At 60.9% G+C, this 26,993-nt stretch carries 35 protein-coding genes; 12 read left to right on the forward strand and 23 right to left on the reverse strand.

The genetic code is table 11. From position 1 onward, the window contains the following. Window positions 1–45: 45 nt before the first annotated feature. Window positions 46–915: a CDP-diacylglycerol--serine O-phosphatidyltransferase gene (gene pssA / locus BLS51_RS05490; protein WP_090176986.1), complete on the reverse strand. Its 870-nt coding sequence runs from the start codon at window positions 913–915 to the stop codon at window positions 46–48. Window positions 916–1,067: 152 nt separating this feature from the next. Between pssA and BLS51_RS05495 the strand changes: the two genes are divergently transcribed. Genes BLS51_RS05495 through BLS51_RS05505 form a run of 3 tightly spaced genes read left to right on the forward strand, consistent with a single transcriptional unit; the run spans window position 1,068 to window position 2,790 of the window. Then, window positions 1,068–2,036: a catalase family peroxidase gene (locus BLS51_RS05495; protein WP_175472514.1), complete on the forward strand. Its 969-nt coding sequence runs from the start codon at window positions 1,068–1,070 to the stop codon at window positions 2,034–2,036. Continuing rightward, the gene (locus BLS51_RS05500; RefSeq protein WP_090176980.1) at window positions 2,033–2,599 is read left to right on the forward strand and encodes a sigma-70 family RNA polymerase sigma factor; all 567 of its coding nucleotides are present in this window, start codon (window positions 2,033–2,035) and stop codon (window positions 2,597–2,599) included. Before BLS51_RS05495 ends, BLS51_RS05500 begins: the two co-directional genes overlap by 4 nt. Next, window positions 2,596–2,790: a zf-HC2 domain-containing protein gene (locus tag BLS51_RS05505; protein WP_090176976.1), complete on the forward strand. Its 195-nt coding sequence runs from the start codon at window positions 2,596–2,598 to the stop codon at window positions 2,788–2,790. Before BLS51_RS05500 ends, BLS51_RS05505 begins: the two co-directional genes overlap by 4 nt. 1 nt (window position 2,791) lies before the next feature. On the opposite strand, the gene BLS51_RS05510 is transcribed toward BLS51_RS05505, so the two are convergent. Together BLS51_RS05510 and BLS51_RS05515 are read right to left on the reverse strand one after the other, a co-directional pair. Further along, window positions 2,792–3,553: an SIMPL domain-containing protein gene (locus BLS51_RS05510; RefSeq protein ID WP_090176973.1), complete on the reverse strand. Its 762-nt coding sequence runs from the start codon at window positions 3,551–3,553 to the stop codon at window positions 2,792–2,794. 45 nt (window positions 3,554–3,598) lie between these two features. Beyond that, window positions 3,599–4,363, reverse strand: coding sequence for an SIMPL domain-containing protein (locus tag BLS51_RS05515; RefSeq protein ID WP_090176970.1), 765 nt, complete (start codon window positions 4,361–4,363; stop codon window positions 3,599–3,601). Window positions 4,364–4,516: 153 nt separating this feature from the next. Between BLS51_RS05515 and BLS51_RS05520 the strand changes: the two genes are divergently transcribed. Continuing rightward, window positions 4,517–4,765: a hypothetical protein gene (locus BLS51_RS05520; RefSeq protein ID WP_090176966.1), complete on the forward strand. Its 249-nt coding sequence runs from the start codon at window positions 4,517–4,519 to the stop codon at window positions 4,763–4,765. On the opposite strand, the gene BLS51_RS05525 is transcribed toward BLS51_RS05520, so the two are convergent. The 4 genes from BLS51_RS05525 to BLS51_RS05540 form a co-directional block, all read right to left on the reverse strand. Then, on the reverse strand, window positions 4,766–5,083 hold the full coding sequence (locus BLS51_RS05525) for a hypothetical protein (protein ID WP_090180559.1): 318 nt from the start codon (window positions 5,081–5,083) through the stop codon (window positions 4,766–4,768). Between the two features lie 126 nt (window positions 5,084–5,209). Next, window positions 5,210–6,226 (reverse strand): ketol-acid reductoisomerase, encoded by a 1,017-nt coding sequence (ilvC, locus tag BLS51_RS05530; RefSeq protein WP_090176962.1) that lies wholly within the window; start codon window positions 6,224–6,226, stop codon window positions 5,210–5,212. A gap of 36 nt (window positions 6,227–6,262) precedes the next feature. Next, a complete protein-coding gene (gene ilvN / locus BLS51_RS05535) occupies window positions 6,263–6,754 on the reverse strand; it encodes an acetolactate synthase small subunit (protein ID WP_090176958.1) in 492 nt (163 codons plus the stop codon). Window position 6,755: 1 nt separating this feature from the next. Further along, window positions 6,756–8,489: an acetolactate synthase 3 catalytic subunit gene (locus BLS51_RS05540; RefSeq protein ID WP_090176954.1), complete on the reverse strand. Its 1,734-nt coding sequence runs from the start codon at window positions 8,487–8,489 to the stop codon at window positions 6,756–6,758. A 446-nt stretch (window positions 8,490–8,935) separates the two neighbouring features. On the opposite strand from BLS51_RS05540, the gene BLS51_RS05545 reads away from it, so the two are divergent. The 4 genes from BLS51_RS05545 to BLS51_RS05560 are packed head-to-tail and all read left to right on the forward strand — an operon-like array spanning window position 8,936 to window position 11,107. Further along, on the forward strand, window positions 8,936–9,505 hold the full coding sequence (locus tag BLS51_RS05545; RefSeq protein WP_090176951.1) for an RNA polymerase sigma factor: 570 nt from the start codon (window positions 8,936–8,938) through the stop codon (window positions 9,503–9,505). Further along, entirely contained in the window at window positions 9,502–9,906 is a 405-nt protein-coding gene (locus BLS51_RS05550) for a DUF3619 family protein (RefSeq protein WP_090176948.1), read from the forward strand. The genes BLS51_RS05545 and BLS51_RS05550 overlap by 4 nt, the downstream gene beginning before the upstream one ends. Before the next feature lie 3 nt (window positions 9,907–9,909). Next, on the forward strand, window positions 9,910–10,605 hold the full coding sequence (locus tag BLS51_RS05555) for a DUF3106 domain-containing protein (RefSeq protein ID WP_090176946.1): 696 nt from the start codon (window positions 9,910–9,912) through the stop codon (window positions 10,603–10,605). Beyond that, window positions 10,595–11,107, forward strand: coding sequence for an RDD family protein (locus tag BLS51_RS05560; RefSeq protein WP_090176942.1), 513 nt, complete (start codon window positions 10,595–10,597; stop codon window positions 11,105–11,107). The genes BLS51_RS05555 and BLS51_RS05560 overlap by 11 nt, the downstream gene beginning before the upstream one ends. On the opposite strand, the gene BLS51_RS05565 is transcribed toward BLS51_RS05560, so the two are convergent. The 12 genes from BLS51_RS05565 to BLS51_RS05620 all read right to left on the reverse strand — a co-directional run bounded on the left by BLS51_RS05565 (window position 11,104) and on the right by BLS51_RS05620 (window position 20,129). Beyond that, on the reverse strand, window positions 11,104–11,772 hold the full coding sequence (locus BLS51_RS05565) for an RNA pseudouridine synthase (protein ID WP_229207374.1): 669 nt from the start codon (window positions 11,770–11,772) through the stop codon (window positions 11,104–11,106). The genes BLS51_RS05560 and BLS51_RS05565 overlap by 4 nt on opposite strands. After that, complete coding sequence (ltaE, locus tag BLS51_RS05570) at window positions 11,765–12,775, reverse strand: low-specificity L-threonine aldolase (RefSeq protein ID WP_090176936.1); 1,011 nt, start codon at window positions 12,773–12,775, stop codon at window positions 11,765–11,767. Before ltaE ends, BLS51_RS05565 begins: the two co-directional genes overlap by 8 nt. After that, the gene (locus BLS51_RS05575) at window positions 12,775–13,665 is read right to left on the reverse strand and encodes a class I SAM-dependent methyltransferase (RefSeq protein ID WP_090176933.1); all 891 of its coding nucleotides are present in this window, start codon (window positions 13,663–13,665) and stop codon (window positions 12,775–12,777) included. Before BLS51_RS05575 ends, ltaE begins: the two co-directional genes overlap by 1 nt. After that, a complete protein-coding gene (gene iscX, locus BLS51_RS05580; RefSeq protein ID WP_090176929.1) occupies window positions 13,652–13,846 on the reverse strand; it encodes a Fe-S cluster assembly protein IscX in 195 nt (64 codons plus the stop codon). The genes BLS51_RS05575 and iscX overlap by 14 nt, the downstream gene beginning before the upstream one ends. 1 nt (window position 13,847) lies before the next feature. Beyond that, entirely contained in the window at window positions 13,848–14,189 is a 342-nt protein-coding gene (gene fdx / locus BLS51_RS05585) for an ISC system 2Fe-2S type ferredoxin (protein ID WP_090176926.1), read from the reverse strand. Window positions 14,190–14,207: 18 nt separating this feature from the next. After that, entirely contained in the window at window positions 14,208–16,088 is a 1,881-nt protein-coding gene (hscA, locus tag BLS51_RS05590; RefSeq protein ID WP_090176923.1) for a Fe-S protein assembly chaperone HscA, read from the reverse strand. Window positions 16,089–16,174: 86 nt separating this feature from the next. Next, window positions 16,175–16,690, reverse strand: a complete 516-nt coding sequence (gene hscB / locus BLS51_RS05595) for a Fe-S protein assembly co-chaperone HscB (RefSeq protein ID WP_090176919.1) — start codon at window positions 16,688–16,690, stop codon at window positions 16,175–16,177. Window positions 16,691–16,696: 6 nt separating this feature from the next. Then, window positions 16,697–17,020, reverse strand: coding sequence for an iron-sulfur cluster assembly protein IscA (gene iscA, locus BLS51_RS05600; protein ID WP_090176915.1), 324 nt, complete (start codon window positions 17,018–17,020; stop codon window positions 16,697–16,699). A 44-nt stretch (window positions 17,021–17,064) separates the two neighbouring features. Next, the gene (gene iscU, locus BLS51_RS05605; RefSeq protein WP_072780731.1) at window positions 17,065–17,457 is read right to left on the reverse strand and encodes a Fe-S cluster assembly scaffold IscU; all 393 of its coding nucleotides are present in this window, start codon (window positions 17,455–17,457) and stop codon (window positions 17,065–17,067) included. A 24-nt stretch (window positions 17,458–17,481) separates the two neighbouring features. Continuing rightward, entirely contained in the window at window positions 17,482–18,738 is a 1,257-nt protein-coding gene (locus BLS51_RS05610) for an IscS subfamily cysteine desulfurase (protein ID WP_090176911.1), read from the reverse strand. Window positions 18,739–18,757: 19 nt separating this feature from the next. Beyond that, on the reverse strand, window positions 18,758–19,237 hold the full coding sequence (iscR, locus tag BLS51_RS05615) for a Fe-S cluster assembly transcriptional regulator IscR (protein WP_090176909.1): 480 nt from the start codon (window positions 19,235–19,237) through the stop codon (window positions 18,758–18,760). 115 nt (window positions 19,238–19,352) lie between these two features. Beyond that, on the reverse strand, window positions 19,353–20,129 hold the full coding sequence (locus BLS51_RS05620; RefSeq protein WP_090176906.1) for a uracil-DNA glycosylase family protein: 777 nt from the start codon (window positions 20,127–20,129) through the stop codon (window positions 19,353–19,355). Between the two features lie 117 nt (window positions 20,130–20,246). Between BLS51_RS05620 and BLS51_RS05625 the strand changes: the two genes are divergently transcribed. Then, entirely contained in the window at window positions 20,247–21,317 is a 1,071-nt protein-coding gene (locus BLS51_RS05625) for a S41 family peptidase (RefSeq protein WP_090176903.1), read from the forward strand. On the opposite strand, the gene maiA is transcribed toward BLS51_RS05625, so the two are convergent. From maiA to BLS51_RS05640, 3 genes are read right to left on the reverse strand one after another with little or no spacing between them, the layout of a single operon-like run. Continuing rightward, window positions 21,318–21,962, reverse strand: a complete 645-nt coding sequence (gene maiA, locus BLS51_RS05630) for a maleylacetoacetate isomerase (protein WP_090176899.1) — start codon at window positions 21,960–21,962, stop codon at window positions 21,318–21,320. It abuts the gene before it with no gap. After that, window positions 21,962–22,984, reverse strand: coding sequence for a fumarylacetoacetate hydrolase family protein (locus tag BLS51_RS05635; RefSeq protein ID WP_090176896.1), 1,023 nt, complete (start codon window positions 22,982–22,984; stop codon window positions 21,962–21,964). The genes maiA and BLS51_RS05635 overlap by 1 nt, the downstream gene beginning before the upstream one ends. After that, entirely contained in the window at window positions 22,981–23,511 is a 531-nt protein-coding gene (locus BLS51_RS05640; RefSeq protein WP_090176893.1) for a VOC family protein, read from the reverse strand. Before BLS51_RS05640 ends, BLS51_RS05635 begins: the two co-directional genes overlap by 4 nt. Window positions 23,512–23,598: 87 nt before the next feature. Between BLS51_RS05640 and BLS51_RS05645 the strand changes: the two genes are divergently transcribed. The 3 genes from BLS51_RS05645 (at window position 23,599) to BLS51_RS05655 (ending at window position 25,753) form a co-directional block, all read left to right on the forward strand. Further along, on the forward strand, window positions 23,599–24,513 hold the full coding sequence (locus BLS51_RS05645) for a LysR family transcriptional regulator (RefSeq protein WP_090176890.1): 915 nt from the start codon (window positions 23,599–23,601) through the stop codon (window positions 24,511–24,513). 88 nt (window positions 24,514–24,601) lie between these two features. Next, window positions 24,602–25,138 (forward strand): NAD(P)H-dependent oxidoreductase, encoded by a 537-nt coding sequence (locus tag BLS51_RS05650; RefSeq protein ID WP_090176887.1) that lies wholly within the window; start codon window positions 24,602–24,604, stop codon window positions 25,136–25,138. Window positions 25,139–25,183: 45 nt separating this feature from the next. Next, entirely contained in the window at window positions 25,184–25,753 is a 570-nt protein-coding gene (locus BLS51_RS05655) for a gamma-glutamylcyclotransferase (protein ID WP_090180556.1), read from the forward strand. On the opposite strand, the gene BLS51_RS05660 is transcribed toward BLS51_RS05655, so the two are convergent. Beyond that, complete coding sequence (locus BLS51_RS05660; protein WP_090176884.1) at window positions 25,745–26,902, reverse strand: PA0069 family radical SAM protein; 1,158 nt, start codon at window positions 26,900–26,902, stop codon at window positions 25,745–25,747. The two genes, BLS51_RS05655 and BLS51_RS05660, sit on opposite strands and share 9 nt — an antisense overlap. Window positions 26,903–26,993 lie beyond the last annotated feature (91 nt).

The following is a 26,993-nucleotide window of genomic DNA, read 5'->3' on the forward strand; positions in this document are numbered from 1 at the left end:
ATGCTGCGTTGCGTTTCACTGCTTCAGGGCCGACCGCCCTATTATTTAAAGCCGTTCGCTCGGGTCGTCGCTTTCCATCTCGGTCTGGATCAGGCTGACCTTTTTGCCCTTGGCCGCGCGCCAGGCGGCCACCACATAGCCCGATATGCCATACACCGCGAACAGCGGCCACAAGGTCGCCGCCGGCTTGATGGCGATCAGCGCCAGGCCCAGCGCGATCAGGAATACGCCGATGAATGGCACCGGCTTGCGGAAGTTCACATCCTTGAAGCTGTAGAACGGCACATTGCTGACCATCGTCAGGCCGGCAAATACGGCGATGCCCCACGATACCCAGCCCATTTCCAGGCCGGAGACTTCCAGGTCCAGCATCATCAGGATAAAGCCGGCCATCAGCGCTGCCGCCGATGGCGAAGGCATGCCCTGGAAGTAGCGCTTGTCCACCACTTCGATATTGGTGTTGAAGCGCGCCAGGCGCAGCGCGGCACCGGCGCAGTAGACAAAGGCGGCGATCCAGCCCAGCTTGCCCAGGCCGCGCAGCGACCATTCATACATCACCAGCGCCGGCGCGGCGCCGAAGGACACCATGTCCGACAACGAGTCGTATTGCGCACCGAATTCGCTCTGCGTGTTGGTCAGGCGGGCGACGCGGCCATCCAGGCCGTCGAGGATCATGGCGATGAAAATCGCCCATGCCGCATGCTCGAACTTCTGGTTCATCGCCATGACGATGGCGTAGAAGCCGCAGAACAGCGCCGCCGTGGTGAAGGCGTTCGGCAGCAGGTAGATGCCGCGATGGCGCGGCCGGTCGAGGTCCAGTCCCCGGGCGCGACGCGCAAAACGGCTGAAACGTGACGTTTTGGGCAGTTTGGCTACGGCCGCGTTCTTGGCGCGGCGGCGGGGAAATTTGGGCATAGTGGTCCGTTCTTTTATCAGGTAGTGTTGCTCCGTCATTATAGAGGAGGCGACAACAAAAAAGGACCTGTTACCATGCATCATCAAAAATGCGTGTAACAAACAAAGCGGTGGAACGACTTAACGGTATCTCAACCTCTTTGGAGAACACCGTGAAACCAGCCATTCTCGCTGCAAGCCTGCTGCTACTCAATCAACAAGCTACCGCCGCCGAAGCGGACGTCCCCGGTCCCGCCGCGCTGGTCGACGCGCTGAACGGTACTTTCGGCAAGCACCCGGGCAAACGCGGCTCGCATGCCAAGGGCTTCTGTGCCAAGGGCGACTTTACGCCGGCGCCGCAGGTGGCGCAGTTCGTCAACAGCCCATTGTTCGCACAAGCCAGGGTGGATGCGGCGATCCGCTTTTCGATCGGCGGCGGCAATCCCGGCGTATCGGACAAAAGCCGCTCAGTGCGCGGCCTGTCGATGCGTCTGACCGGCGGCAACGAAACTTATGACCTGCTGCTGATCTCCGAACCCGTGTTCTTTGCCGCCACGCCGGCATCGTTTGTCAGCTTCCTGGAGGCGCGCGTGCCGGACCCGGTGACCAAAAAACCTGACCCGGCCAAGGTTGCGGCGCATAATGCCAAATACCCGGACGGCAAGAATCAGCCAGCCTTGCTGGCATCCCACACCGCGCCTGCGTCGTATGCCGCCACGCCCTACTTCTCCACCAACGCTTTTGTCTTCGAAGGTGCGGGCAGCGCGAAACAGCACGCGCGCATCGTGGTCGAACCAGCCGCCGGCACACTCTACCTGAGCGATGATGAGGAAAAAACCATGCCCGACAACTTCCTGGAAGCCGAACTTGCGCAGCGCCTGGCCCTGCGTCCGGCCGAGTTCACCATCTATGCGCAATTGCCGGCCCAGGGCGATTCCCTGATCGATTCGTCACAACAGTGGCAAGGCAATGGCCATGTGGCGCTCGGCACGCTGCGCGTGACCGCGCTGGCGGCACAAAGCTGCGATGGCGTCGTCTTCATGCCGGTGACGCTGCCAGCCGGCATTACGCCGTCGGCCGACCCGATCCTGAATGCGCGCGCACCCGCTTACGCGATTTCACTGGGACGACGCACGCAATGAGCGACGCCGATCCATGGCGCCAGCTGGCGCAGGAGCGGCCCTTTCTGCTACGGCTGGCGCGCCTGCAACTCGCTTCGGCCGCCGACGCCGAGGACGCGGTGCAGGAAGCGCTGTTGGGTGCGATGAAGGCATGGGACAGCTACGCCGGCCGCGCCGGCCTGCGTAGCTGGCTGACCGCCATCTTGCGCCACAAGATCGTCGACGCCATCCGCGCCCGGCGCTTCCAGGCGCCGCTGCCGGACAGCACCAGCAACGACGGCGGCGGCGAGTTCGATCCGCTGTTCACCAGCGACGACGCCTGGCACCCGGACAGCTTCGTCGACACCGTCTGCGGCGCCACCAAGGAGGCCGAAAGGCAGCTGCTCGACATCATCGAAGTCTGCATGAACCGGCTGCCCGAGGACACCGCGCGGCTATTCCTGATGCGCGAATACCTGGGCATGGAGTTGAAGGAAATCGAAGCCAGCTGTACGATCAGCAGCGGCAACCTGCGCGTGACGTTATACCGCGCCCGCATGCGCTTGCGCGAGTGTGCGGTGCGCGGCTGGGGAGAACTGGAATGAACAAAGCATTGACCTGCCGCGAGACGACGTATCTGGTCATCAGCGCGCGCGACGAGCCGCTGGGACAGGCGCAGCAACAGGCGCTCGCCGCGCATTTGCAAACCTGCGCCTACTGCCGCACCGCCAACGCACAATTCACCACGCTGTTTGCGCAGCTGGACGCATTGCTGGCGCGCGGCGTCCAGCCCTAGTTTATTTGAAGCGCACTTTGCCCACCAGGCGCATGTTCAGCACCGTCTCGCCGGGCTCGAAACTCGGCTCGGTCACCGGCGGGGCTGGTGGTGGTGGCGCCACATTGCTGGCGTAGGCGAGTACGCGCGAGCCGCTGACTTCTACGCGATTGGCGTAGTTGCCCGAGCCTTCGAAGTCCACCGTATCCAGCACCGCCTCGCTGACCTTGCGCCCCATGGCCTTGGCGATCGCGTTGATGCGCTCATTCAGGTTCTGGTAGGTGGCGGCGATGCGCTGGTCTTCCAGTTGGCGCGTGGTTTCCGGCGTCAGGCCGAAGCGCAGATTATTCAGGCTCAGCACGCTTTGCGCGGCAGCCACGGTTTTCGGCAAAGCCTCCAGGTTCGCGGTCACCAGCTGTACCGACTGGCCCACGCGCCACGAAGTCGGCACGCGCGGCTTGCGCGGCTGCACTGGTTGGCCGGCTTGCGGCGGCGTTTCTTCCGGATAGACGGGATAAGTGTAATAGCCCTGGGATTTCAGGCTGGCCTGCGGATCGGCCTTCTTCAATATCTCCAGGCCCTGCTTCATCTTCTGATTGACGCGCGAGGCAGCAGCGGCCTTGTCCTTGTCGATTTCTTCGATCGACAGTGTGGCGGTAGCCTGATCGTTGACGTGCTTCACTTCACCAAAGGCCGGCACCACGACCAGTGCGCCGTTGGTCGGCAAGGTATCGGCGTGCGCCACGGCGCACGCCATCAGGGCAGCAGCAGCAAGGTATTTCATTGCAGTCTCCAGTTAAGAAAACTGCAACTCTACCTCAACTGGCCATTATTTGAAGCGTACTTTACCGACGACCTGCATCTGCAGCGTGGTTTCGCCTGGCTCGAAGCTTGGCTCGGCCACTTCGGCCATGTCGGCGGCCTTGGCGCGCATCATCATCGGCGCTGGCGCGAAAGCTTGTTCGCGCTGGGCGTAATTGCCCGAGCCTTCAAAGTCGATGGTGTCGACCACTGCGTCGCCCACCTTGCGGCCCATGGCATTGGCGATCGAGCCGATGCGCTCGTTCAGGTTCTTGTAGGTGGCGGCGATACGCTGCTCATCCAGCTTGCGCGTGGTGTCCGGCGTCAGGCCGAAGTTGATGGCGTTCAGCGTCAGGATCTTCTGCGCGGCGGCCACGGTTTTCGGCAGCTTGTCCAGGCTGGTGGTGGTCACTTCCAGGTACTGGCCGACGCGCCATGCGGTCGGCACGCGCTGCTTGACCGGCTGGCCGTTCGGCAGCACGCGCTCTTCCGGATACACCGGATAGGTGTAATACCCCTGGGTCTTCAGGCTGGCGTTCGGATCTTCTTTCTTGACGATCTCCAGGCCCTGCTTCATCTTCTGATTGACGCGCGAAGCGGCGGCGGTCTTGTCCTTGTCCTGCTCTTCGATGGCCAGCACCACGACTGCCTGGTCGTTGACATGCTTGACTTCACCGTAGGCCGGCACGATCACCAGCGTGCCGGCGCTTGGCAGCGATTCAGTTGGAGCGGCGTGCGCGCCCAGCGCAAAGGACACAGCGGCAGCGGCGGCAAGTTTTTTCATCAGGTTCATTACGGGCTCCAGGTTGAGATTACGACAAGCCGGACTTTACATGAATTTACTACGCGCACCTGTAAGACATAGTGACTGTTTGTAACATTTCCATTTTTAAGGATTTCCTAACTACAGCACAGCTATGATGCGCAATCGATACGGAGGCTCCAGATGATGATCGTCGGCGAATTCGCGTTCTACCTTTTTATGGAAGTGCTGATGTACAGCCTGGGACGATTCATCATCCCCATCATCTCGTTCGGCCACGCGCGCGCCATGCGCAGCAAGGAAATCTTCAGCAGGAAGTTGGTGCCGCCCTATGCGGACGACGGCAAGATGCTGGTGCCCGAATGGGGCGCCGCCATGGTCGGCGTCCTCACGCTGATTGCGGCAATCTCAGCCTACGCCGCCCTGCACTGATTATTTCTGGAAGAACTGCACCACGGCCAGCACGACCAGCACAAGCGACCAGTATTTCAGCGGGATGAAGAACAGATCGTGCTTGGGCTTGAACACCACTTCCTGACCGGTATTTTTATCGATCAGCACACGTGCTGGCTGTTTGGCCTCGATCAGGCGATGCAGACCATACACCAGCGCTGCAGCCAGCACCAGTCCCACAAAGGCGCCGCCCGGACGATACCCTTCGGGCAATGCCTCCACGCCCAGCTGCCCCAAGACCATGCCGGCTACTGCCAGCAGTACCACCAGAAAACCATATCCACGCCAAACGATCATCACAACCTCATTCTTCATTAATAAAGCAATATTTTACCTCAAGGAAACTTTAAAAAATTCACACATTTCCACCGGGCGTAAAAAAACCGGCAACGCGTGCCGGTTTTTTGCAGAAGAAGGAACTGCTTAGTTCTTCGACTGGTCAACCATTTTGTTCTTGGCGATCCAAGGCATCATGGCGCGCAGTTTGGCGCCGACTTCTTCGATCTGGTGTTCGGCGGTCAGGCGGCGGCGCGAGATCAGGGTTGGTGCGCCGGCCTTGTTTTCCAGGATGAAGGACTTGGCGTATTCGCCGGTCTGGATGTCTTTCAGGCACTGACGCATGGCTTCCTTGGTCTGCGCGGTGACAACCTTGGGACCGGTCACGTACTCGCCGTACTCGGCGTTGTTCGAGATCGAGTAGTTCATGTTGGCGATGCCGCCTTCATAGATCAGGTCGACGATCAGCTTCAGTTCGTGCAGGCACTCGAAGTAAGCCATTTCCGGCGCGTAGCCCGCTTCGGTCAGGGTTTCGAAGCCGGCCTTGATCAGCTCGACCGCGCCACCGCACAGCACTGCCTGCTCGCCGAACAGGTCGGTCTCGGTCTCTTCGCGGAAGTTGGTTTCGATGATGCCGGCTTTGCCGCCACCGTTGGCCGATGCGTACGACAGGGCGATGTCACGCGCCACGCCGGACTTGTCCTGGTACACGGCGATCAGGTGCGGCACGCCGCCACCCTGGGTGTAGGTGGCGCGCACGGTGTGGCCTGGCGCTTTCGGTGCAACCATGATGACGTCCAGGTCGGCGCGCGGCACGACTTGGCCGTAGTGCACGTTGAAGCCGTGGGCGAAGGCCAGTACCGCGCCTTGCTTGGCGTTCGGTGCGACGTTTTCGTTGTACACCTGGGCGATGTTCTCGTCCGGCAGCAGGATCATGATGACATCGGCAGCTTTGACGGCGTCGTTCACTTCAGCGACTTTCAGGCCGGCTTTCTCCACTTTCTGCCACGAGGCGCCGCCTTTGCGCAGACCCACGGTGACGTTGACGCCGGAGTCGCTCAGGTTTTGTGCGTGCGCGTGACCCTGCGAGCCGTAGCCGATGATGGCCACGTTTTTGCCTTTGATCAGGGAGAGGTCAGCGTCTTTGTCGTAGAAAACTTTCATGTTCATTCCTAAATAAATTCGTTGTAAGTTACTTGCTTATACTTTGAGGATGCGTTCGCCGCGTCCAATGCCGGAACCGCCGGTACGTACTGTTTCGAGTATCGAAGCACGGTCGATCGAGTCGATAAACGCATCGAGCTTGCTCTTGGCGCCGGTCAGTTCAATCGTGTAGCTCTTTTCGGTGACGTCGATGATGCGGCCACGGAAGATGTCCGCCGTGCGCTTCATCTCTTCCCGTTCCTTGCCCACCGCGCGCACCTTGATCAGCATCAGTTCGCGTTCGATGTGATGGCCTTCGGTCAGGTCCACCACCTTCACCACCTCGATCAGGCGGTTCAGGTGCTTGGTGATCTGTTCGATGATGTCGTCCGAGCCGGTGGTGACGATGGTCATGCGCGACAGGGTCGCGTCTTCGGTCGGCGCCACGGTCAGCGTTTCGATGTTGTAGCCGCGTGCCGAGAACAGGCCCACCACGCGGGACAGCGCACCGGCTTCGTTTTCCAGCAATACAGAGATAATGTGTCGCATATTAGAGATCCTCCGAACCCAGCAGCATTTCGGACAGACCCTTGCCTGCTTTAACCATCGGCCAGACGTTTTCCGATTGATCGGTGATGAAGTTCATGAACACCAGCTTGTCCTTCATCGCAAACGCGTCGCGCAGCGCGCCATCGACGTCGCCCGGTTTCTCGATGCGCATGCCGACGTGGCCATACGCCTCGGCCAGCTTCTCGAAGTTCGGCAGCGAATCCATGTAGGACTCGGAGTAGCGCGAACCGTAGTCGATCTGCTGCCACTGGCGGACCATGCCCAGGAAGCGGTTGTTCAGCATGATGATCTTCGGCGTCAGGTGATACTGCTTGCAGGTCGCCAGCTCCTGGATGCACATCTGGATCGAGCCTTCGCCGGTGATGCAGGCCACGGTCGCATCCGGATTCGCCATCTGCACGCCCATGGCGTACGGCAGGCCGACGCCCATGGTGCCCAGGCCGCCCGAGTTGACCCAGCGCCTGGGCTGGTCAAACGGGTAGTACTGGGCCGCCCACATCTGGTGCTGGCCAACGTCGGAGGTGATGAAGGCGTCGCCCTTGGTCACTTCCCACAGCTTCTGCACCACCGATTGCGGCTTGATGACCAGGTCGGACGACGCGAACTTCAGGCAGTCGCGGCCGCGCCATTCCTGGATCTGCTTCCACCAGGTTTTCAGCGCCGGCTGATTCGGCTTGGCGTCCGACGCGTCCAGCTGCGCCAGGAATTCGATCAGCACGTCCTTGACGTTGCCGACGATAGGAATGTCTACCTTCACGCGTTTGGAGATCGACGACGGGTCGATGTCAACGTGAATGATCTTGCGCGGATTGGAGGCGAAGTGTTTCGGGTTGCCGATCACGCGGTCGTCGAAACGCGCGCCGATGGCGATCAGCACGTCGCAGTGCTGCATCGCCATATTGGCTTCATAGGTCCCGTGCATGCCTGGCATGCCGACGAAATTCTCGCTCGACGCCTTGTAGGCGCCCAGGCCCATCAGCGTGTTGGTGACCGGGAAGCCCAGTTTATCGACCAGCTTGTTCAGTTCCGGCGAGGCATTCGCCAGGATCACGCCGCCGCCGGTGTAAATCATCGGGCGTTCGGCTTGCAGCAGCAGTTGCACTGCCTTGCGGATCTGGCCGGAGTGGCCTTTGTCTACCGGTTTGTACGAACGCATCTCGACCTCTTTCGGGTACGAGTACGTCGTCTTGTGCATCGAGATATCCTTCGGAATGTCGACCAGCACAGGGCCTGGACGGCCGGTGCGGGCGATGAAGAAGGCTTTCTTGACGGTCTCGGCCAAGTCCTTGACGTCCTTGACGAGGAAATTGTGCTTGACCACAGGACGGGTAATGCCGACCGTGTCGCATTCCTGGAACGCATCCTGGCCGATGGCGTGGCTAGGCACCTGGCCCGAGATCACGACCATGGGAATGGAATCCATGTAAGCGGTGGACAGGCCAGTGACGGCATTGGTAACACCCGGACCGGACGTGACCAGCGCAACACCCACCTTGTTCGACGAACGCGAGTATGCATCGGCAGCGTGCACCGCAGCCTGCTCGTGGCGTACCAGAACGTGTTGGAATTTGTCTTGCTTGAAGATGGCGTCGTAGATATACAGGACGGCTCCGCCCGGGTAGCCAAAGACGTGTTCAACGCCCTCTTCGGCCAGGCAGCGCACCAGTATTTCCGCGCCAGTTAACTGCGATGATGAAGATGCTTCGGTATTCATGAAACATTCCTTTCAAGGTCCATAGGAGATTGATCGGATGCTCTGTCCTTGCGAAGTACGAATACCGCTACAGCTCTGCCTGGCTTCCCTTTACTTATGCGGTCGCACTGCCTTTTCCGTCAACCGTAGTGACGTGCAAAGCGATGCTAGCGCAAACTCTCGTTTGGCCGGGTTTTCCGTAGTGGTGTTGCATACCTCTCACGCTTGTGGCGTGGGCGAGAGCAAACTGCCTACTAAATGAAAGCGCGTCGTGTCGTTGCGGCGTTGTGTGCCTGCTGCGACCAGACCATAGAGCTTCGGGGTTGTTCAAAGCGTCCCATACGGTACACCGGCCTCTCCTTTTCAGCAAGAGCTAATTTGGAAATTGATGGGTTTTGAGGTAAAACCATGCAAAATGTGAGGTTTTTTGCTAGGATGCGGCTCAGTTCAAAACACCCGGCAGCCGCATGGCCACAGACAAAGAATTATCCGACTTCCTCGAAAACGTCGAACGCCGGGCCTTCAAGCAAGCCGTCTACGCAGTACGCAAGGACGAATCCGCGCTGGACATCGTCCAGGACGCGATGATCAAGCTCGCCGAGAAATATGGCGACAAGCCGGCCGCCGAGCTGCCGGCGCTGTTCCAGCGCATCTTGCAGACCACCATCCTCGACTACTTCCGCCGGGAGAAAGTCCGCAACACCTGGGTCAGCCTGTTTTCCGGCATGGGGCCGTCCGGCGACGAGCATGTGGATTTTGACATGCTCGAATCCTACGCCGCCGAAGAAGGCAGCGAAGCGGCCGAATCCGGCGCCGACAAGTTCGAGCGCCAGCAGACGCTGGATATCATCGATGCCGAAGTACAAAAGCTTCCGGCACGTCAACGCGAAGCCTTCCTGATGCGTTATTGGCAGGATATGGATGTGGCCGAGACGGCTGCGGCCATGGGCTGCTCGGAAGGCAGCGTCAAAACGCATTGCTCTCGTGCAACACATGCGCTGGCCGAGGCGCTGGCAGCCAAGGGAATTAAATTATGAACACCGACGATCTGAATTTCGCTTACAAAGTGCGCCACGCGCTCAATGACAAGCTGGACGAGCTGCCTGCTTCGACCACAGACCGCCTGGCGCAGGCGCGCAAGATGGCGCTGGCCCGCAAGAAAGCCCACGTGGAAGTGCCGCTGGCGGTGCGCGTGGTCAAGACTGAACTGGCGGCTGCCGGCAGCGGTTTCATGTCGCATTTCAACTGGCTGGGCCGCTGGGGCATGCTGGTGCCGGCACTGGCGCTGGTGGTCGGCATGGTTGGCATCTACCAGTACGAGCAGCAGGAACGCATCGCCGACCTGGCGGAAATCGACGCCGCCGTGCTGTCGGACGAGCTGCCGCTGGACGCCTATCTCGACCATGGCTTCAACGCCTACCTGACGCGAAGCGAGTAAGCGATGGCATGGAGCAGTCGCGCCAAGTGGGGTGCAGCAGCAACGGTATTAGCGGTAGCAGCGGGCGGCGCGTGGATTGCCGCCCAGCCTGACGCGGTCGACCTGGTGGCGGCGCCGGTGGCGGCGGTCACCGGGCAGAAAGGCGCTGTGGCGCCGGAAAAAATCCTGTGGAAAGACCTGACGCCGGCGCAACAGCAGGCGCTGGAGCCGCTGGCCGGCGAGTGGGATGGCATCGAGCCGATCCGCAAGCAGAAATGGCTGGGCATCGCCAAGCGCTACGCGCGCATGAACCCGGACGAGCAGGTGCGCGTGCAGCGCCGCATGCGCGAATGGGTCGGCATGTCGCCGGACGAGCGGCGCCAGATCCGCCAGAACTACGCCCGCGCGCAAAAGCTGAATCCGGCACAGAAAGCGGTGTCGTGGGAAGAATATCAAATGCTGACGGACGAGCAGAAGAAAGAGCTCGCCGCCAAGGCCGACACCAAGAAACAGGTGGTCAACCTGCCGACGCCGTCACAGGCCAAGATGCCGACACCGGCGCCGGTCAAGCCAGCCGCCAGCATTGCCGCGCCAGTGGTGCCGCCGATTACGCCACCGGTCGATCCGAATGCACCGCTGCCGAACGCCTCCAACGTGACGCCGATTCCGCCGACTTCCACGCCGTCTACGCAAGCGACGCCTCCTGCCGATGTCAAATAACCCGACGATTAAACGCCGCCTGATTTCGATGGTATACGAAACCCTGCTCGGCTTCGCCGTGCTGTTCCTGCCCTTCCTGATTTTCGAAATCGCCAGCGGCGGCAGCCACACACCGCTGGTCGAACACATGCGGCAGGCGCTGGCGTTCCTGGTGCTGGGCGCCTACTTCATCCACCAGTGGACGCGCGAAGGCCAGACGCTGGCGATGCGCACCTGGCGCCTGAAGCTGGTCACCGCCAGCGGCGGCCCGGTAACGCCACGCGTGGCAGCCGTACGGTATCTGTTGAGCTGGATGTGGATATTGCCGGCGCTGCTGATCTCGCTGGCTGCGGACCTGCACCGCTGGCAGGCGTTGGGCGCGATCCTGGTCGGCATCGTCGCATGGTCGCTGACCGCCTTCTTCGACAAGGAACGCCAGTTCCTGCACGATAAACTGGCCGGCACCCGCCTGCTGCAGTTGCCGCCGCTGCAAAAGAAAAAGAAGGCGGCGCCTGCCGCTTAGAACTTTTCGTAGTTCTGCAAATAGCGCCATTCACCGGACGGCAGGCTGGCCATGGAGATGCGTCCGACGCGGATGCGCTTCATGGTTACTACTTTCAGGCCGACTTCCTTGCACAGCTTTTCGATCGTGCCGATTTTGAGACCTTTGACGGCCCAGCGCAGGCGCATTTCGTTTTGCCAGCTGACCTTGCCGTTGATCTGGTTCAGCTGCTGCAAGCCGCCTTCGATGATCTCGCCGGAGACTTCAACGATGATCTCCTGCTCCAGTGCCTCATCGCTCAACTTGCGGTTGACGCGGTAGTCCTGCGTGAACACCACCAGGCCGCTGGCCTTGGCGTCCAGCGGCACCATCTCCTGCTGGCCGGTGACGTGGCGCTTGAGGAAGCGTTGGCCGGGCGCGGAGCGCGTCAGCGTGTCAGCCTTCAGCAGATGCAGCGGCTGTGCGCCGACAGGCTTGTGCAGCAGGATGGTGACTGGTGTGATTTCCAGCAGCGTGGCGTCATCCGCCAGCGTGACCTGCTGCTCCGGCGCGACGCGCGCGCCAGCCTCCTCCACCACTACTCCGTCGACGCTGACAAAGCCGCCTTCGATATACAGTTCAGCTTCGCGGCGCGAGCACTGGCGTTCGTCGGCTACGCGCTTGGAGAGACGTATCGTATTATCCAAAGAAGTCTCCAAAAACGGTGATGGCGCGGTCGATGTCTTCACGCGACGCGTCCATGTGGGTGACGATGCGGGTGCGCGGTCCCAGCGACATGCGGATGCGCGTCAGCTCCAGCACATCGCCCAGGCCTTTCAGCACGAACTGCGGAATGTCGACGTAGAAGATGTTGGTTTGCGGCGCGCTGACTTTGAGGTTTCTCATCTTCGCCAGTTCGGCAGCAAAGTAAGCGGCGTTATCGTGGTCTTCAGCCAGACCTGGAATATTGTGCTCCAGCGCGTACAAGCCACCAGCAGCGATGACACCCGCCTGGCGCATGCCGCCGCCAAGCATCTTGCGCCAGCGTTTGGCTTCCCTGATCAGTGGACGGCTGCCCAGCAGTACCGAACCAACCGGTGCGCCCAGTCCTTTCGACAAGCACACGGAGACGGAGTCGAAGCCTTGCACGACTTCGCGCGGCGTGATACCCAGCTTGACTGCCGCGTTGCAAACGCGTGCGCCGTCGAGGTGCGTGGCAAGGCCTTTGTCGTGCGCCAGTTTCGTGGCCTGCTGCACGTAGTCCATCGGCAGCACGCGGCCGTTGATGGTGTTCTCCAGCGCCAGCAGCCTGGTGCGGGCGAAGTGGAAATCATCTGGCTTGATATAGGATTCAATGTCGGCCAGCGCGATGCTGCCGTCGGCCTGATTGACGATCGGCTGCGGCTGGATACTGCCCAGCACTGCGGCGCCGCCGCCTTCGTAACGGTAGGTGTGCGCTTCCTGGCCGACCAGGTATTCGTCGCCACGGCCGCAATGCGCCAGCAGCGCCAACAGATTGCTCTGCGTGCCGGATGGCGCGAACAGTGCGTCTTCAAAGCCGAACAAGTCGGCAGCGTATTCCTGCAGACGGTTGACGGTCGGATCGTCGCCGTAGACGTCATCGCCCACTTCTGCGGTGTTCATGGCCGCGCGCATGGCGGCGCTTGGGCGCGTGACGGTGTCACTACGCAGATCGAGCCAGTTCTCCATTACGCTACCTCTTCGTCAGCGAAGAAACGGGTGTTCATCTCTTGCAGACCCACGGTGTCCAGCACTTCTTTCAGGCGCTCGGCCGGGCGCTTGCGCGGCAGGTTCTTGTAGGTGGCAATGATCAGCTCATTCTTCATCGAGTGTTCCCAGCCTACCAGTTCGGTGACGGTGACACTGTAACCGTGCGCTTCCAGTTGCAGGCAGCGCAGCACGTTGGTGATCTGGCTGCCGAATTCACGCGTGTGTATCGGATGACGCCAGATTTCGGTCAGCGCGGATTTGCCCAGCGACTGGCCTTTGTTTTTCTTCAGGACCGAGGCCACTTCGGCCTGGCAGCATGGCACCAGCACGATGTGCTTGGCCTTCTTCTTCAGCGCAAACTGGATGGCGTCATCGGTGGCCGTGTTGCAGGCGTGGAGCGCGGTGACGACGTCGATTTGCTCCGGCAGCAACTTCGATTCGGTGGACTCTGCCACCGACAGCGGCAGGAAGGACATGCCGGGGAAGTTGAACTGGCTGGCCAGTTCCTGCGAGCGCGTCACCAGCTCTTCGCGGGTTTCAATGCCATAAATGTGCGAGTCGTTCTGCAAAGCCTTGAAGAACAGGTCGTAGATGATGAAGCCCAGGTAGGACTTGCCTGCGCCGTGATCGACCAGCGAGACGTTGTCTTTTTCGGCCAGCACTTCCTTCAGCAGCGGCTCGATGAACTGGTACAGGTGGTAGACCTGTTTCAGCTTGCGGCGGCTGTCCTGGTTCATCTTGCCGTCGCGCGTGAGGATGTGCAGCTCCTGCAGCAGGGCTACGGTCTGGCCTTCACGGATTTCCGGCATATTGTCGGCGCTGGTGACGGTGGCGCCGATCTTCTGGACTGGTTTCTTAGGCTGCTTCATCGATCCACGCCTGCTGAACTGCTTCGAGGACTTTTTCACCACCGCGCGACGTATCGTCATCAAACTCTTCGAGCTCGATGATCTTGTTGTGCAGATCGGTGAAGCGGATAGCGGCCGGATCGACGTCCGGGTACTTGTCGTACAGCGCTTCCGCAATCGCGGTGATGTCAGCCCATTTCATATCAGTGACCGCCTTCGCTGGCGTGATTGATGGTGTACTTCGGAATTTCAACGACCAGGTCTTCGTCCGCCACCACGGCCTGGCACGACAGGCGCGATACGGCCTCCAGGCCCCAGGCTTTGTCCAGCAGGTCTTCTTCGGTTTCGCTGGCTTCGTTCAGCGAGCTCAGACCTTCGCGCACCAGCACGTGGCAGGTAGTGCAGGCGCAGGATTTCTCGCAGGCGTGCTCGATGTGGATGTCATTCTCCAGCATGATGTCGCACAGCGTCTTGCCGGCTTCGGCTTCAACGACAGCGCCATCCGGGCACAGTTTTGCGTGGGGCAGGAATACGATTTGTGGCATGGTTAAACTCTTTATATATTAAACGACTTGATCCAGCGCTTTGCCGGCGAGCGCACTGCGCACGCTGCGGTCCATGCGACGGGACGCAAATTCTTCGGTGCCGTGGGCCAGCGCTTCGACTGCGGCTTTCACGGCCTGGTGATCGACAGCGCCGGTCTGCGATTGCGCGACGATCTCGCGGGTTTTCGCCATCAGCGCATCGACGGCCACACGCTCTTCGTCCGACAGCAGCGCCGCGTCTTCATCCAGCGCCGCTTGCGTCGCCAGCAGGATGCGTTCCGCTTCCACCTGTTCTTCACGCAGCGCGCGCGCTTTCATGTCGACATCGGCCGAGGCATGCGAATCCATCAGCATGCGCGCCACATCATCATCGCCCAGGCCATACGATGGCTTGACGCTGATCGACGCTTCCACGCCCGAACGCAGTTCGCGCGCCGACACCGACAGCAAGCCATCCGCATCCACCTGATAGGTGATGCGGATACGCGCCGCGCCGGCCGCCATCGGCGGAATGCCGCGCAGCTCAAAGCGCGCCAGCGAACGGCAATCGGCCACCAGTTCACGCTCGCCTTGCAGCACGTGCACCGCCAGCGCGGTCTGGCCATCCTTGAAGGTGGTGAACTCCTGCGCACGCGCGCATGGAATGGTCGAGTTACGCGGAATGATCTTCTCCACCAGGCCGCCCATGGTCTCAATGCCCAGCGACAGCGGAATCACATCCAGCAGCAGCCAGTCATCGCCAGCGGCACGGTTGCCGGCCAGCAGATTGGCCTGCATGGCGGCGCCCAATGCCACCACCTTGTCCGGATCGATATTCGCGTGCGGCGTGGTGTGGAAATATTCGCTGACCGCGCGATGCACGTGCGGCATGCGCGTCGCACCGCCGACCATGACCACGCCATCCACATCGTCCGCATCGACATTGGCGTCGCGCAGCGCTTTCTTGATGGCCTTCATGGTTTTTTCGATCAGGTGCCTGGTAATCTCCTGGAACTTCTCGGCGGTGATGGTGATGTGCACCTGCTCGCCGGACTTCAGCGTGGCGTCAACAATCACTTCGCCCTTGGTCGACAGCAGTTCCTTGGCTTCGCGCGACTTCACCATCAACACGGCGGTGTCCTCATCCGACAACGGCGCCAGCTTTTCTTCCTGATGGATGTAGCAGAACAGACGGTGATCGAAATCGTCGCCGCCCAATGCGGAGTCGCCGCCGGTAGCCAGCACCTCAAACACGCCCTTGCTCAGCTTCAGGATGGAGATATCGAAGGTGCCGCCGCCCAGATCGTAGACAGCGTAGATGCCTTCCGATGCGTTATCCAGACCGTAGGCAATGGCGGCCGCCGTTGGCTCGCTCAGCAGGCGCAGCACGTTCAGGCCGGCCAGCTGGGCCGCATCCTTGGTCGCCTGGCGCTGTGCATCGTCAAAATATGCCGGCACGGTGATGACTGCGCCGACCAGATCATCGCCCAGCGAATCTTCCGCGCGCTGGCGCAACGTGGCCAGAATCTGCGCCGACACTTCCACCGGACTCTTGACGCCGGCGACGGTCTTCAGCTGCACCATGCCAGGCGTATCCTGGAAATCGTACGGCAGGTTTTCCGCGTAAGCGATATCCGCCAGGCCACGGCCCATAAAGCGCTTGACCGAGACGATGGTATTCTTCGGATCGGTGGTCTGCGCGGCCTGCGCCTTGTAGCCGATGTTGGCGTGACCGTTAGGCAGATAGCGCACCACCGATGGCAGCAGCGCGCGGCCATCTTCATCGTTCAGCACTTCTGGAATGCTGTTGCGCACAGTCGCCACCAGCGAATTGGTGGTGCCCAGATCAATCCCGACCGCCAGCCGATGCTGGTGCGGTGCGGTGGACATGCCTGGTTCGGAAATTTGCAGAAGTGCCATGTAATTGATACCTTTACTTCGGGGTCAGTGCCGACATTCGGACATTTCGCTCGCGAAATGTCCGAATGTCGGCACTGACCCCGATTTTATGCTTCGATTGCTTCAAAGGCGAAGCGGACTTCTTCGCCGAATTTTTCGAGGAACATCAGCGCGCGCACGCCTTGTGCGGCGGCGGCGTAGTCGCCGGCGTTGATCTGCTGTTCGATCTGCACCAGCTGTTCCTTGCGGGCGTTGCGCAGTTGTTTGTCGAGCGACTCCAGTGCGTCGCTGTCCTTGCCGGCGCGGGCGTCGCCCAGTTCTTCGCGCCACTCCATCTGCTGCATCAGGAAGGCCATCGGCATTGCCGTATTCGACTCGGTCTGGAGATCGACGCCGTGCAGCTCGCATATGTACTGCGCGCGCTTCTGCGGATTCTTCAGGGTCTGGTAGGCTTCGTTGGCGCGGGTGGCCCACTGCATGGCAACGCGCTTTTCGGCGTCGGTGGCATTGACGAATTTGTCGGGATGGACGCGGCTCTGCACGTCGCGGTAGGCGCTGTCCAGCGCCCCGGCGTCTACGGCAAACTGCTGCGGCAGATTGAATAGCTCAAAGTGATTCTGCATGACGGCTTAGACGCGGAAGCTTTCACCGCAACCGCAAGCGTCTTTCTCGTTCGGGTTGTTGAACTTGAAGCCTTCGTTCAGGCCTTCGCGCGCGAAGTCCAGCTCCGTGCCGTCGATGTACGGCAGGCTTTTCGGATCGACGAATACCTTCACGCCGTGCGATTCGAACACGCTGTCCTCATCGGTCACTTCGTCCACGTATTCCAGCTTGTAAGCCATGCCCGAGCAGCCGGTGGTGCGCACGCCAAAACGCAGACCGAGGCCCTTGCCGCGGCGCTCGATGTAGCGGTTGATGTGTTTCGCTGCTTTTTCGGTCAGGGTGATTGCCATGTGATTCTCCGTTGTCATTCCGGCTTGCGCCGGAATGACGGTTTTTACGCTGCGACGGTGGCGTGCTTGTTCTGGTAGTCCAGCACCGCTGCCTTGATGGCGTCTTCCGCCAGGATCGAGCAGTGGATCTTCACTGGCGGCAGCGCCAGTTCTTCCGCGATCTGGGTGTTCTTGATGGCAAGCGCCTGGTCCAGGGTTTTGCCCTTGACCCATTCGGTCACCAGCGAGCTCGATGCGATCGCCGAACCGCAGCCATAGGTTTTGAATTTGGCGTCTTCGATCACGCCATCCGCGCCCACCTTGATTTGCAGCTTCATGACGTCGCCGCAAGCTGGCGCGCCAACCATGCCGGTGCCTACGCTGTCGTCGCCTTTTTCGAAAGCGCCAACGTTACGTGGGTTTTCGTAGTGATCCAGTACTTGTTCCGAGTAAGCCATTTTGATGCTCCTGTATCTGTAAAATTAGTGGGCTGCCCATTGGATCGAGCTGATGTCGACGCCGTCTTTGAACATATCCCACAGCGGCGACAGTTCACGCAGTTTGTGTACCTTGGACTTCATCAGTTCGATCGCGAAGTCGATATCGGCTTCGGTAGTAAAGCGGCCGATGGTGAAACGGATCGAGCTGTGCGCCAGTTCGTCGCTACGACCGAGCGCGCGCAATACATAAGATGGTTCCAGCGAGGCCGAGGTGCAAGCGGAGCCCGACGATACCGCCAGGTCTTTCACCGCCATGATCAGCGACTCGCCCTCAACGTAGTTGAAGCTGACGTTCAGGTTGTGCGGCACACGGTGTTCCATGTCGCCGTTGATGTAGGTTTCTTCGATCTCTTGCAGGCCCTTGGCCAGACGGTCGCGCAGCGCCTTGATGCGGGCGATCTCGCTGTCCATTTCCACTTTCGCCAGGCGGAAGGCTTCGCCCATGCCGACGATCTGGTGGGTTGGCAGCGTGCCCGAGCGCAGGCCGCGCTCGTGGCCACCGCCGTGCATCTGTGCTTCGATGCGCACGCGCGGCTTGCGGCAGACGTACAGCGCGCCCACGCCTTTCGGGCCGTAGGTTTTGTGCGCGGTAAAGGTCATCAGGTCGACCTTGGTTTTTTGCAGGTCGATCACCACTTTGCCGGTCGCTTGGGCGGCGTCGCAGTGGAAGATGATGCCTTTCGAGCGGCACAGTTCACCGATCTGGTCGATCGGCTGGATCACGCCGATCTCGTTATTCACCAGCATGACCGAGATCAGGATGGTGTCCGGACGGATCGCGGCGGTCAGTTGCTCGATGGTGATCAGGCCGTTGTCCTGCGGTTCCAGGTAGGTCGCTTCAAAGCCCTGGCGCTCCAGTTCACGCACGGTGTCCAGCACAGCTTTGTGCTCGGTTTTCACGGTGATAATGTGCTTGCCCTTGGTCTTGTAGAACTGCGCCGCACCCTTGATGGCCAGGTTGTTCGATTCGGTCGCGCCCGAGGTCCAGATGATTTCGCGTGGGTCGGCATTGACCAGCGCGGCGACGTTGGCGCGCGCTTCTTCCACCGCTTTTTCAGCGGTCCAGCCATACATGTGGCTGCGCGACGCCGGGTTGCCGAACTGTTCGCGCAGGTATGGGATCATCGCATCGGCGACGCGCGGATCGATCGGCGTGGTGGCCGAATAGTCCATATAGATCGGGAAATGCGGCGCGGTCTGGAACTTCACGTCAGCGATGTTTTTTTCTGGGGCGTTCATCTGTTTACTCCGTTAGGGCTTACAGCGCGGCGTGGTTGTCGTTGCGGTGCATGACAACCACGTTTTGCTCAGCGTTCTTCTGCTTTTGTTGATCGACCAGATCCTGCAGCGAAACGGAATCCAGATAATCAACCATTTTTTCGTTCAGCGTGGCCCACAGTTCGTGGGTCATGCAGCGCACGCCGCTGGCAGCGTCGGCGCCATGGCAATTCTCTTTGCCGCCGCACTGGGTCGCATCCAGCGGCTCGTCGACGGCGATAATGATGTCGGCCACGGTGACCTTGTCGGCGCGGCGCGCCAGACTGTAGCCACCGCCCGGGCCGCGAATCGATTCAACAATCTCGTGGCGGCGCAGCTTGCCGAACAGCTGCTCCAGGTAGGACAGGGAAATCGCCTGACGCTGGCTGATGCCGGACAGCGTGACTGGTCCCTTGCCCTGGCGCAACGCCAAGTCAATCATCGCAGTCACAGCAAAACGGCCTTTGGTGGTCAGACGCATCACTACCTCGGTTGGGTTAAAATATCGACCTCAATACTATTCACAAAGCCTGAGTAGTTGATCGAATTAGTCAAGTATACCAAACTTTAATAAAGCTTGCTGGTCGCCCTACTTTTCAGCCCTTGAGCAATTGCATCGGCTGGAACAGCTGATGCATGTCCTTGTTGCCAATAAAACTGAGGTTGTATGGGTGCTCGGCAGCGATCTGCGGAAAATCTTTCATCACAGGCAACTTGCTCAGCAGTTCGGCGATTTTCCCCCACAGCACCATCGTCGGCACCTGGTCAGCCTGCGCGGCCAGTCCGGCCATCACCGTCTCGAAGAACGGCAGCCAGGCTTTGGCATCCTTGGCCGGGGCGACGTGGCTGCGGAACACCAGCGAGGCGTTCAGCAGCAGGAAGCCCTCGGCGGTCAGCTTGTCCTGCATGTCGGCCAGCGTCAGGATGTGGCTGCCGGCGCCGCTGCGCGCCTGGGCCGATACCGCCGCCATCGCCTCGCCGGCGGTATTCTCCAGTTGCAACTGACCATCAGCCACCAGCAGCATCTTCATGAAGTTGCGCAGCGAAGTCGCCTTGTTGACCGGCTTCGACAGGCCGCCGCCCACCTCGGACGACCACAGGCTGCCAACCGCCCCATCCATGAAACAGACGCCCGTGGCGCTCTCTGCTCGCGGATATGGTCCCTCGCCTACCAGTACATACTTCACCTTATTGAGCGGCAGTGCGAATGCCGCAAACAGACGCTGCTCCGTCGGCAGGTACTGATCCTGGGCCAGTTGCGGCAGGTAATCCGGCGTTGCCGCCATCACGGCTTCCAGCCCCTGGATTAACAGCGGGCGCCAGGAAACATCGGCGCGGTCGAGCGCCGCCAGGATGGTGGTCGGTATCGTCATGAAGGGAATTGCTTTTGGGGAAAGGTGAGATTGTAACGCGCCGGGACCGCCAGCGGCATTTTCCGATGGGAAAGTGTTAAGATAATTTTCGAATACATGTCTGATTTTGGGGAATAAATGGGTCGCAAACCTTGGGTAGCTGCTGCCGCGCTGATGATGTCGCTGGGCGCCGGTGCACAAACCTCCGCTCCGCCGGTGCTGGACGAGGCGCTTGATGCGCCCACGCGCGCCCACGTCATCAACGAGTTTGCGCACCGGCTGACCGAACTGCACGTCGACGGGCCACGCGCCAAGGCGGCGGCAGATGACTTGCGCAAGCGCCTGGCGCGCGGCGAATACGATAGCCAGTTGACGGCGCGTGCATTGGCCGCCCGCGTCACCGCTGACGTGGCGGCGATTGCACCGGACCGCCACACCTATCTGGAATTCGTGCCTTACGATCTCGGCGACGAGCGCCAGCGTCCGCCAGCGCCAGCGCCAGCCGCCGACAACTACGGACTGCGCAAGTTCGACCTGCTGGACAACAATATCGGCTACCTGAAAATCACCCGCTTCGCGCCGCTGGACCGTGGCGCGCTGGATACCGCCGCGCGTCTGATGGATAAGGCGGCCGACAGTTCGGCGCTGATCATCGACTTGCGCGACGCCGGTGGCGACAGCCAGGAGATGGTAGCGCTGCTGTCCAGTTACCTGCTGGTCGACCAGCGCAGCATCATTTTCAAGGACGCGCAAATCCACCTGCATGACCAGATCGACCGTTCCGGTCGCGTGGTGGCGGAATACTGGACTTACGCGAATGTGTCCGGCAAGCGTTTCGGTGGCGTCAAGCCGCTGTACCTGCTGGTGAGCAATCGCACCAGCGGCGCGGCCGAAGCCTTTGCCTACGACCTCCAGCAGTATATGCGCCGCGCCATCGCCAGTGGCAAAAGTGGCCAGCGCGCGCTGGTGATCGGCGCGCCGACGCTGGGCGATGCGCGTGTCGGCAGCAAGCAGCGCATCTCGCGCCAGTTGCAGACATCTGTCGCGATCTCGCGCGCCAGCAACGTTCTCACCCGCTACAACTGGGAAGGCGGCGGCGTGCAGCCAGACCGCATGGTCGATCCGGCCGCCGCACTGGATACCGCGCTGGGAATGGCGCAGGCAGCCATCCGCATCAGCGCTGCAACGCCGGCCGAGGCGCAGCCCTGATTATTCCGCGTCCGGCTGCCGGGATGGATGGGCCAGCTGAAAAGCGGGCAATTCGTTGCAGGCAGCATGGATGCGCATGATGGTCGGATATGGCGTCATGTCGACGCCGAAACGCTGAGCACCAAAGACTTGTGGCACCAGGCAGCAGTCGGCCAGCGTCGGTTTATCGCCGTGGCTGTAGCGGCCGGTGTGTGCGTCGTTGGCCAGCAGGCTTTCGAGGCCTGACAGGCCGGTGCGCAGCCAGTGCTGCTGCCAGCCCAGCTTGATGTCTTCCGTGACGCCTATTGTCCCCGTCAGGTATTTCAGCACGCGCAGGTTGCCCAGCGGGTGCGTGTCGGCGGCAACCGTCAGTGCCAGCTCACGTACGCGGGCGCGTTCTGCCGGCGTGGCGGGCAGTAACGGCGTTTGCGGATGCGTCTCCTCCAGATATTCCATGATGGCCAGCGACTGGCCGATGACGTTGCCGTCATCCTCCAGCGCCGGCAGCAGCGCGGCCGGATTGACGGCGCGGTAGGCGTCACCCAGCTGCTCGCCGCCGTTGCGCAGCAGGTGCACCGGCACGGCATCGTAGGGGATGCCCTTGAGGTTGAGCGCGATCCGCACGCGGTAAGCGGCGGAGCTGCGGAAATACGTGTAGAGCTTCATCAGCGGCGCTCCCCGTAGTGCGTGACGGTCTGTTCGATGGCGCCGAAAATGCTGGCGCCCCGCTCGTCTTTCATTTCGATGCGCACGCTATCGCCGAATTTGAGGAACGGCGTTTGCGGCTTGCCAGTCTCGATGGTTTCGTACATGCGCACTTCCGCCAGGCAGCAGTAGCCGACGCCGCCATTGGCGATGCTCGATCCGTGCAGGCCACCCTGCTTGTTCGACACCGTCCCGGAGCCGATAATGGTGCCGGCTGCCAGCTCGCGCGTGGCCGCCGCATGCGCTACCAGCTGGGCGAAACTGAAGGTCATGTCCTCGCCGGCATTCGGCTTGCCGAACGGCTGCTGGTTCAGGTCCACCAACAGCGGCAGGTGCAGCTTGTGTTCCGTCCAGTGCGCGCCTAGCTCGTCCGGCGTTACCGCCACCGGCGAAAAGGCGCTTGCCGGCTTGGACTGGAAGAAGCCGAAGCCTTTCGCCAGCTCATTCGGAATCAGGTTGCGCAGCGAGACGTCGTTGACCAGCATCACCAGGCGGATCGCCTTGCCAGCGTCTTCCGGCGTGGCGCCCATGCGCACATCACCGGTGATGACCGCCACCTCCGCCTCCAGGTCGATGCCCCACTCTTCCGACAGCGCGTAAATCGCATCGCGCGGGCCGACGAAATTGTCTGAGCCGCCCTGATACATCAGCGGATCGGTGTAGAACGACGCCGGCACCTCGGCATTACGCGCCTTGCGCACCAGTTCAACGTGGTTGATATAGGCCGAGCCATCCGCCCACTGGTAGGCGCGCGGCAGCGGCGAATGGCAATGCTGTTGCTCGAACGGCTGGGCGTCGACGGATTCGCCTGCGTTCAGCGTGGCGTAGACTTGCTTCAGGCGCGGCTCGACATGTTCCCAGTTGTCCAGCGCATGCTGCAAGGTGGCGGCAATCTTCGGCACCAGCTGGTAGCGCGCCAAGTCGCGGCTGACCACCACCAGGCGGCCGTCGCGGCTGCCATCTTTCAGAGTCGCCAGCTTCACGCCTCACCTCCGTGCATCCATGCCGCGTGCTTCGGTGCTTTCTTTGTCTGTGACCACTCTTCCAGCATCGCCCATTTGACCTCGTCCAGCTTCTGCATCATTTCCGGCGTGCCGATGTTGCAGGCCAGCTCCAGCCGGTGACCGTTCGGATCGAAGAAGTAGATCGACTTGAAGATGGTGTGATTGACAGGACCAATTACATCAATGCCGGCGGCGATCAGGCGCTCCTTGGCGGCCAGCAGTTCGTCCATGCTGGCTACTTCCATCGCCAGGTGCTGCACCCAGGCCGGCGTGTTCTGGTCGCGGCCCATGTCCGGCTGCGTCGGCAGCTCGAAGAACGCCAGCACATTGCCGTTGCCTGCATCCAGGAACACGTGCATATACGGGTCCGGCGCCTTGGTCGATGGCACTTCGTTTTCGGCAATCGCCAGCACGAAGTCCATGTTCAGGTGCTTGACGTACCACTCGACGGTTTCTTTGGCGTCTTTGCAGCGGTAGGCGACGTGGTGTATTTGCTTGATTTTCATGGATGTCTCCTTCTTGATAGCGGCATTAGATGTCAGATTCAGATATCATGCAAATCGTATTTACCTCATCATTTATCAGAATTCCCCATGAATCCCAGCCTGCGGCAAATGCGCGCCCTCGTGGCGCTGGCCAAGACCGGCAGCTTTACGCTGGCGGCCGATCATCTGAGCGTGACGCAGTCAGCGCTGAGCGGCCAGATCAAGGAACTGGAACAACTGCTGGGCATGCGGGTGGTCGAGCGTACCACGCGCAAAACCCAGCTCTCCGAACTGGGCCGCGAACTCTATCCACTGTTCGACAAGATGCTGCACGACCTCGACCGCGCCATGGCCGACATCGCCAGCCGCAAGGCCTTGAAGCAGGGTTCGGTACGGGTTGCCGCGCCGCAGATGCTGTCCTGCACCATGGTGCCGGAAGTGATCGCCGCCTACCGCGAGCGCTATCCCGACGTGCAGGTCCGGCTGACCGATTGTCCGCTGGAACAGGTATCGGCGCGCGTGTTCAGCGGCGAAGTCGACTTCGGCATCGGGCCGGAACGCGATACCAGCGCCGAGATCGCGGCGCAGCCGCTGTTCGAAATGCCCTTTGTCGTGGTCTACCCGCCAGGCCACGAACTGGACCAGCGCAAGCGCATCACCTGGAGCGATGTCAACCGCTATCCTTTCATTTCACTGCAAGGCCAGTTCACCGAGCGCCTGTTGCGTGACGTTCACGTTTCCGTCAGGGAACTTTCACTCAGCCCGCACAACGAAGTGACCTTCATGACCACTGCACTGGCGATGGTGCACGCACGCCAGGGCATCACCGTCTGTCTGCCTTACGCCGAGAAGATGGTGCAGCTGTACGGCCTGAAAATGCGGCCCCTGGCGGCACCGGCGCTGACGCGGCGTTTCTTCATCTACACGCGCAGCGCCCGCGCCCTGTCGCCAGCGACGGAAAGTTTTGTAACTTTTCTGCACGATTTCGTCGGCGCGCACGAGTGGAACGTGCCAACAGCCTGAGCGCGCTCTTACAATTTATTTCAATTGGGAAAAGCTAGTTGCCATAAATCCATTGTGGAAGCGGTTTCGGTTTGTGTATGCTTCATTGATGAACATTTTGCACATAGATTCCTGCGCCTTGGGCGACAACTCGACTTCCCGCCAGATTACCTCTGCGGCTATTGCGGCACTGACCACAGCTGACGACCAGGCGACCGTACTCTACCGCGACCTTGCAGCCTCCCCGCTTTCCCACGCCAGCGGCCCGCTGCTGCAAGTCATCAGCCAGCGCTGGGATGCCGATATTCCGATGAACGCCGAACTGCGCGCCGAAGCTTTGCAAAGCGCTTCGCTGCTGCAGGAATTCAAGGAAGCCGACGTAGTCGTGCTCGGCGCCCCGATGCATAATTTCTCGATTCCATCAACGCTGAAGGCGTGGATGGATCGCCTGCTGGAACTCCAGGCCGTCAGCCAGCAGCGCCTTGACCTGCAACTGCTGTTGGTCACTTCCGGCTGTACCGTCATGGGCCAGGAATCCCATGGCGAGCTGTTGAGCAATCACGAACAACAGCTGAAGGCGGCTTTCAACTTCATGGGCGTCGATCGCCTGCACCTGGTACGAAAGCTGGCCGACCTGCCACATTAAAAGTGTCGCATGATGTTAGCGCTACCGCTGTTTTATAATGGCGGCATGACTGCAAACACCATCGCCATCAATCAACTGATGGACAAGTTTGACGGCCATCACAGCGTCTGGCTGTTTGGCTACGGCTCCTTGATCTACAAGGCGGACTTCCCCTACCTGCAACGCCGCCCGGCCAGCATCCACGGCTGGACGCGGCGTTTCTGGCAGGGCTCACACGACCATCGCGGCACGCCGGAAGCACCAGGCCGCGTTGTCACGCTGATCGAGGAAGCTGGCGCCATCTGCCACGGCATGGCCTACCTGATTACCCCCGAAGTATTTGCCCACCTCGACCACCGCGAAAAAAACGGCTACCTGCGACTTTCCATCCCGATGGCTTTTGAGGATGGCGGCGATATCGAAGGCCTGGTTTACATTGCCACGCCGGACAACACCGCCTTCCTCGGCGCCGCATCCGAACAGGACATCGCCGCGCACATCGCCCGTTCAACCGGCCCCAGCGGCCCGAACAGCGACTACCTCAATCACCTGGCCAACGCCCTGCGCGAACTCGGCCGCCACGACCAGCACGTGTTCGAGATACAGCGCCACCTGGCTGCGCTGCAATCAGAATAAATCCATCTGCCCCGCGTCGGCTGCCGCCTTGGCGCGTGCGCCGAGTGGCGGCACCACCAGCGGCCGCGTGAACTGCGAGGCGTCCATGCGGTGAAAGCGACTGCCTTGCCCGGTCAACCCCAACCGCTCCGAAGCGATCTTGACGCGCTGGCGTATCAACTCGGCCCAAACGCCCTCGCCTTTCATGCGCGTGTCGAAATTGCTGTCGTAGTCTTTGCCGCCGCGCATTTCCCGCACACGGTTCATCACACGCTGCGCCCGCTCGGGAAAGTGCGCCTGCAGCCACTCCTTGAACAGCGGCGCCACTTCCCACGGCAGCCGCAGCACCGTGTAGTGCACGCTGACGGCGCCCGCTTCCTTGACCGCCTCCAGTATCCGCTCGATGTCCGGCTCGGTGATGAAAGGAATGATGGGGGCGATGCTGACGGCCACCGGAATGCCCGCGTCCGTCAGCGTGCGAATGGTGCGCAGGCGGCGCGCGGGGGCTGCCGCGCGCGGCTCCAGCGTGCGGGCGATGGCCGGGTCCAGCGTGGTCAGCGTGATGGCGACGCCAGCCTGCCGCCTGGCCGCCATCGGCGCCAGAATGTCGATGTCGCGCTCGATCAGCGAATTCTTCGTGATAAGTCCCACCGGATGCTGGCATTCCTGCAGCACTTCCAGCACGCGGCGGGTAAGCTTGTACTCGCGCTCGCAGGGCTGGTAGGCGTCCGTGTTGACGCCCAGCGCGATCGACTCCGGCTGGTAGCTGGGCTTGGCCAGCTCGCGCCGCAACACTTCCGGCGCGTTGACCTTGGCGAAAATCTTGCTCTCGAAGTCCATGCCTGGCGACAGTCCGAGATAGCTGTGTGTAGGCCGCGCAAAGCAATAGATACAGCCATGCTCGCAGCCGCGATACGGATTCAGCGATACGCTGAACGGCAAATCCGGTGAAGCATTGCGGCTGAGGATGGATTTGCAGAGTTCCTCGGTGACATGCGTTTTCCATGGCTTGACCTCTTCTTCCTCGCGTTCCCAGCCGTCGTCGTAAGCCTCGCGCGCGTTCAGCTCGTAGCGGCCTTGCATATTCGACACGGCGCCACGTCCCTTTTGCGCCTTCAGCGAAGGCGGCGGAAGCATCACGTGTTCCTGGTTGTTTTCGTCATGGGACATGGCATCGCTCGAAATACTGTATACATATACAGTATTCTAGGCGCTGTGCGCCGCCATATCAAGGGAAATCCGCTTGCAGTCTTGGGGAGCG

The sequence above is a fragment of the Duganella sp. OV510 genome, assembly GCF_900100205.1.
GTDB lineage: Bacteria > Pseudomonadota > Gammaproteobacteria > Burkholderiales > Burkholderiaceae_D > Rugamonas.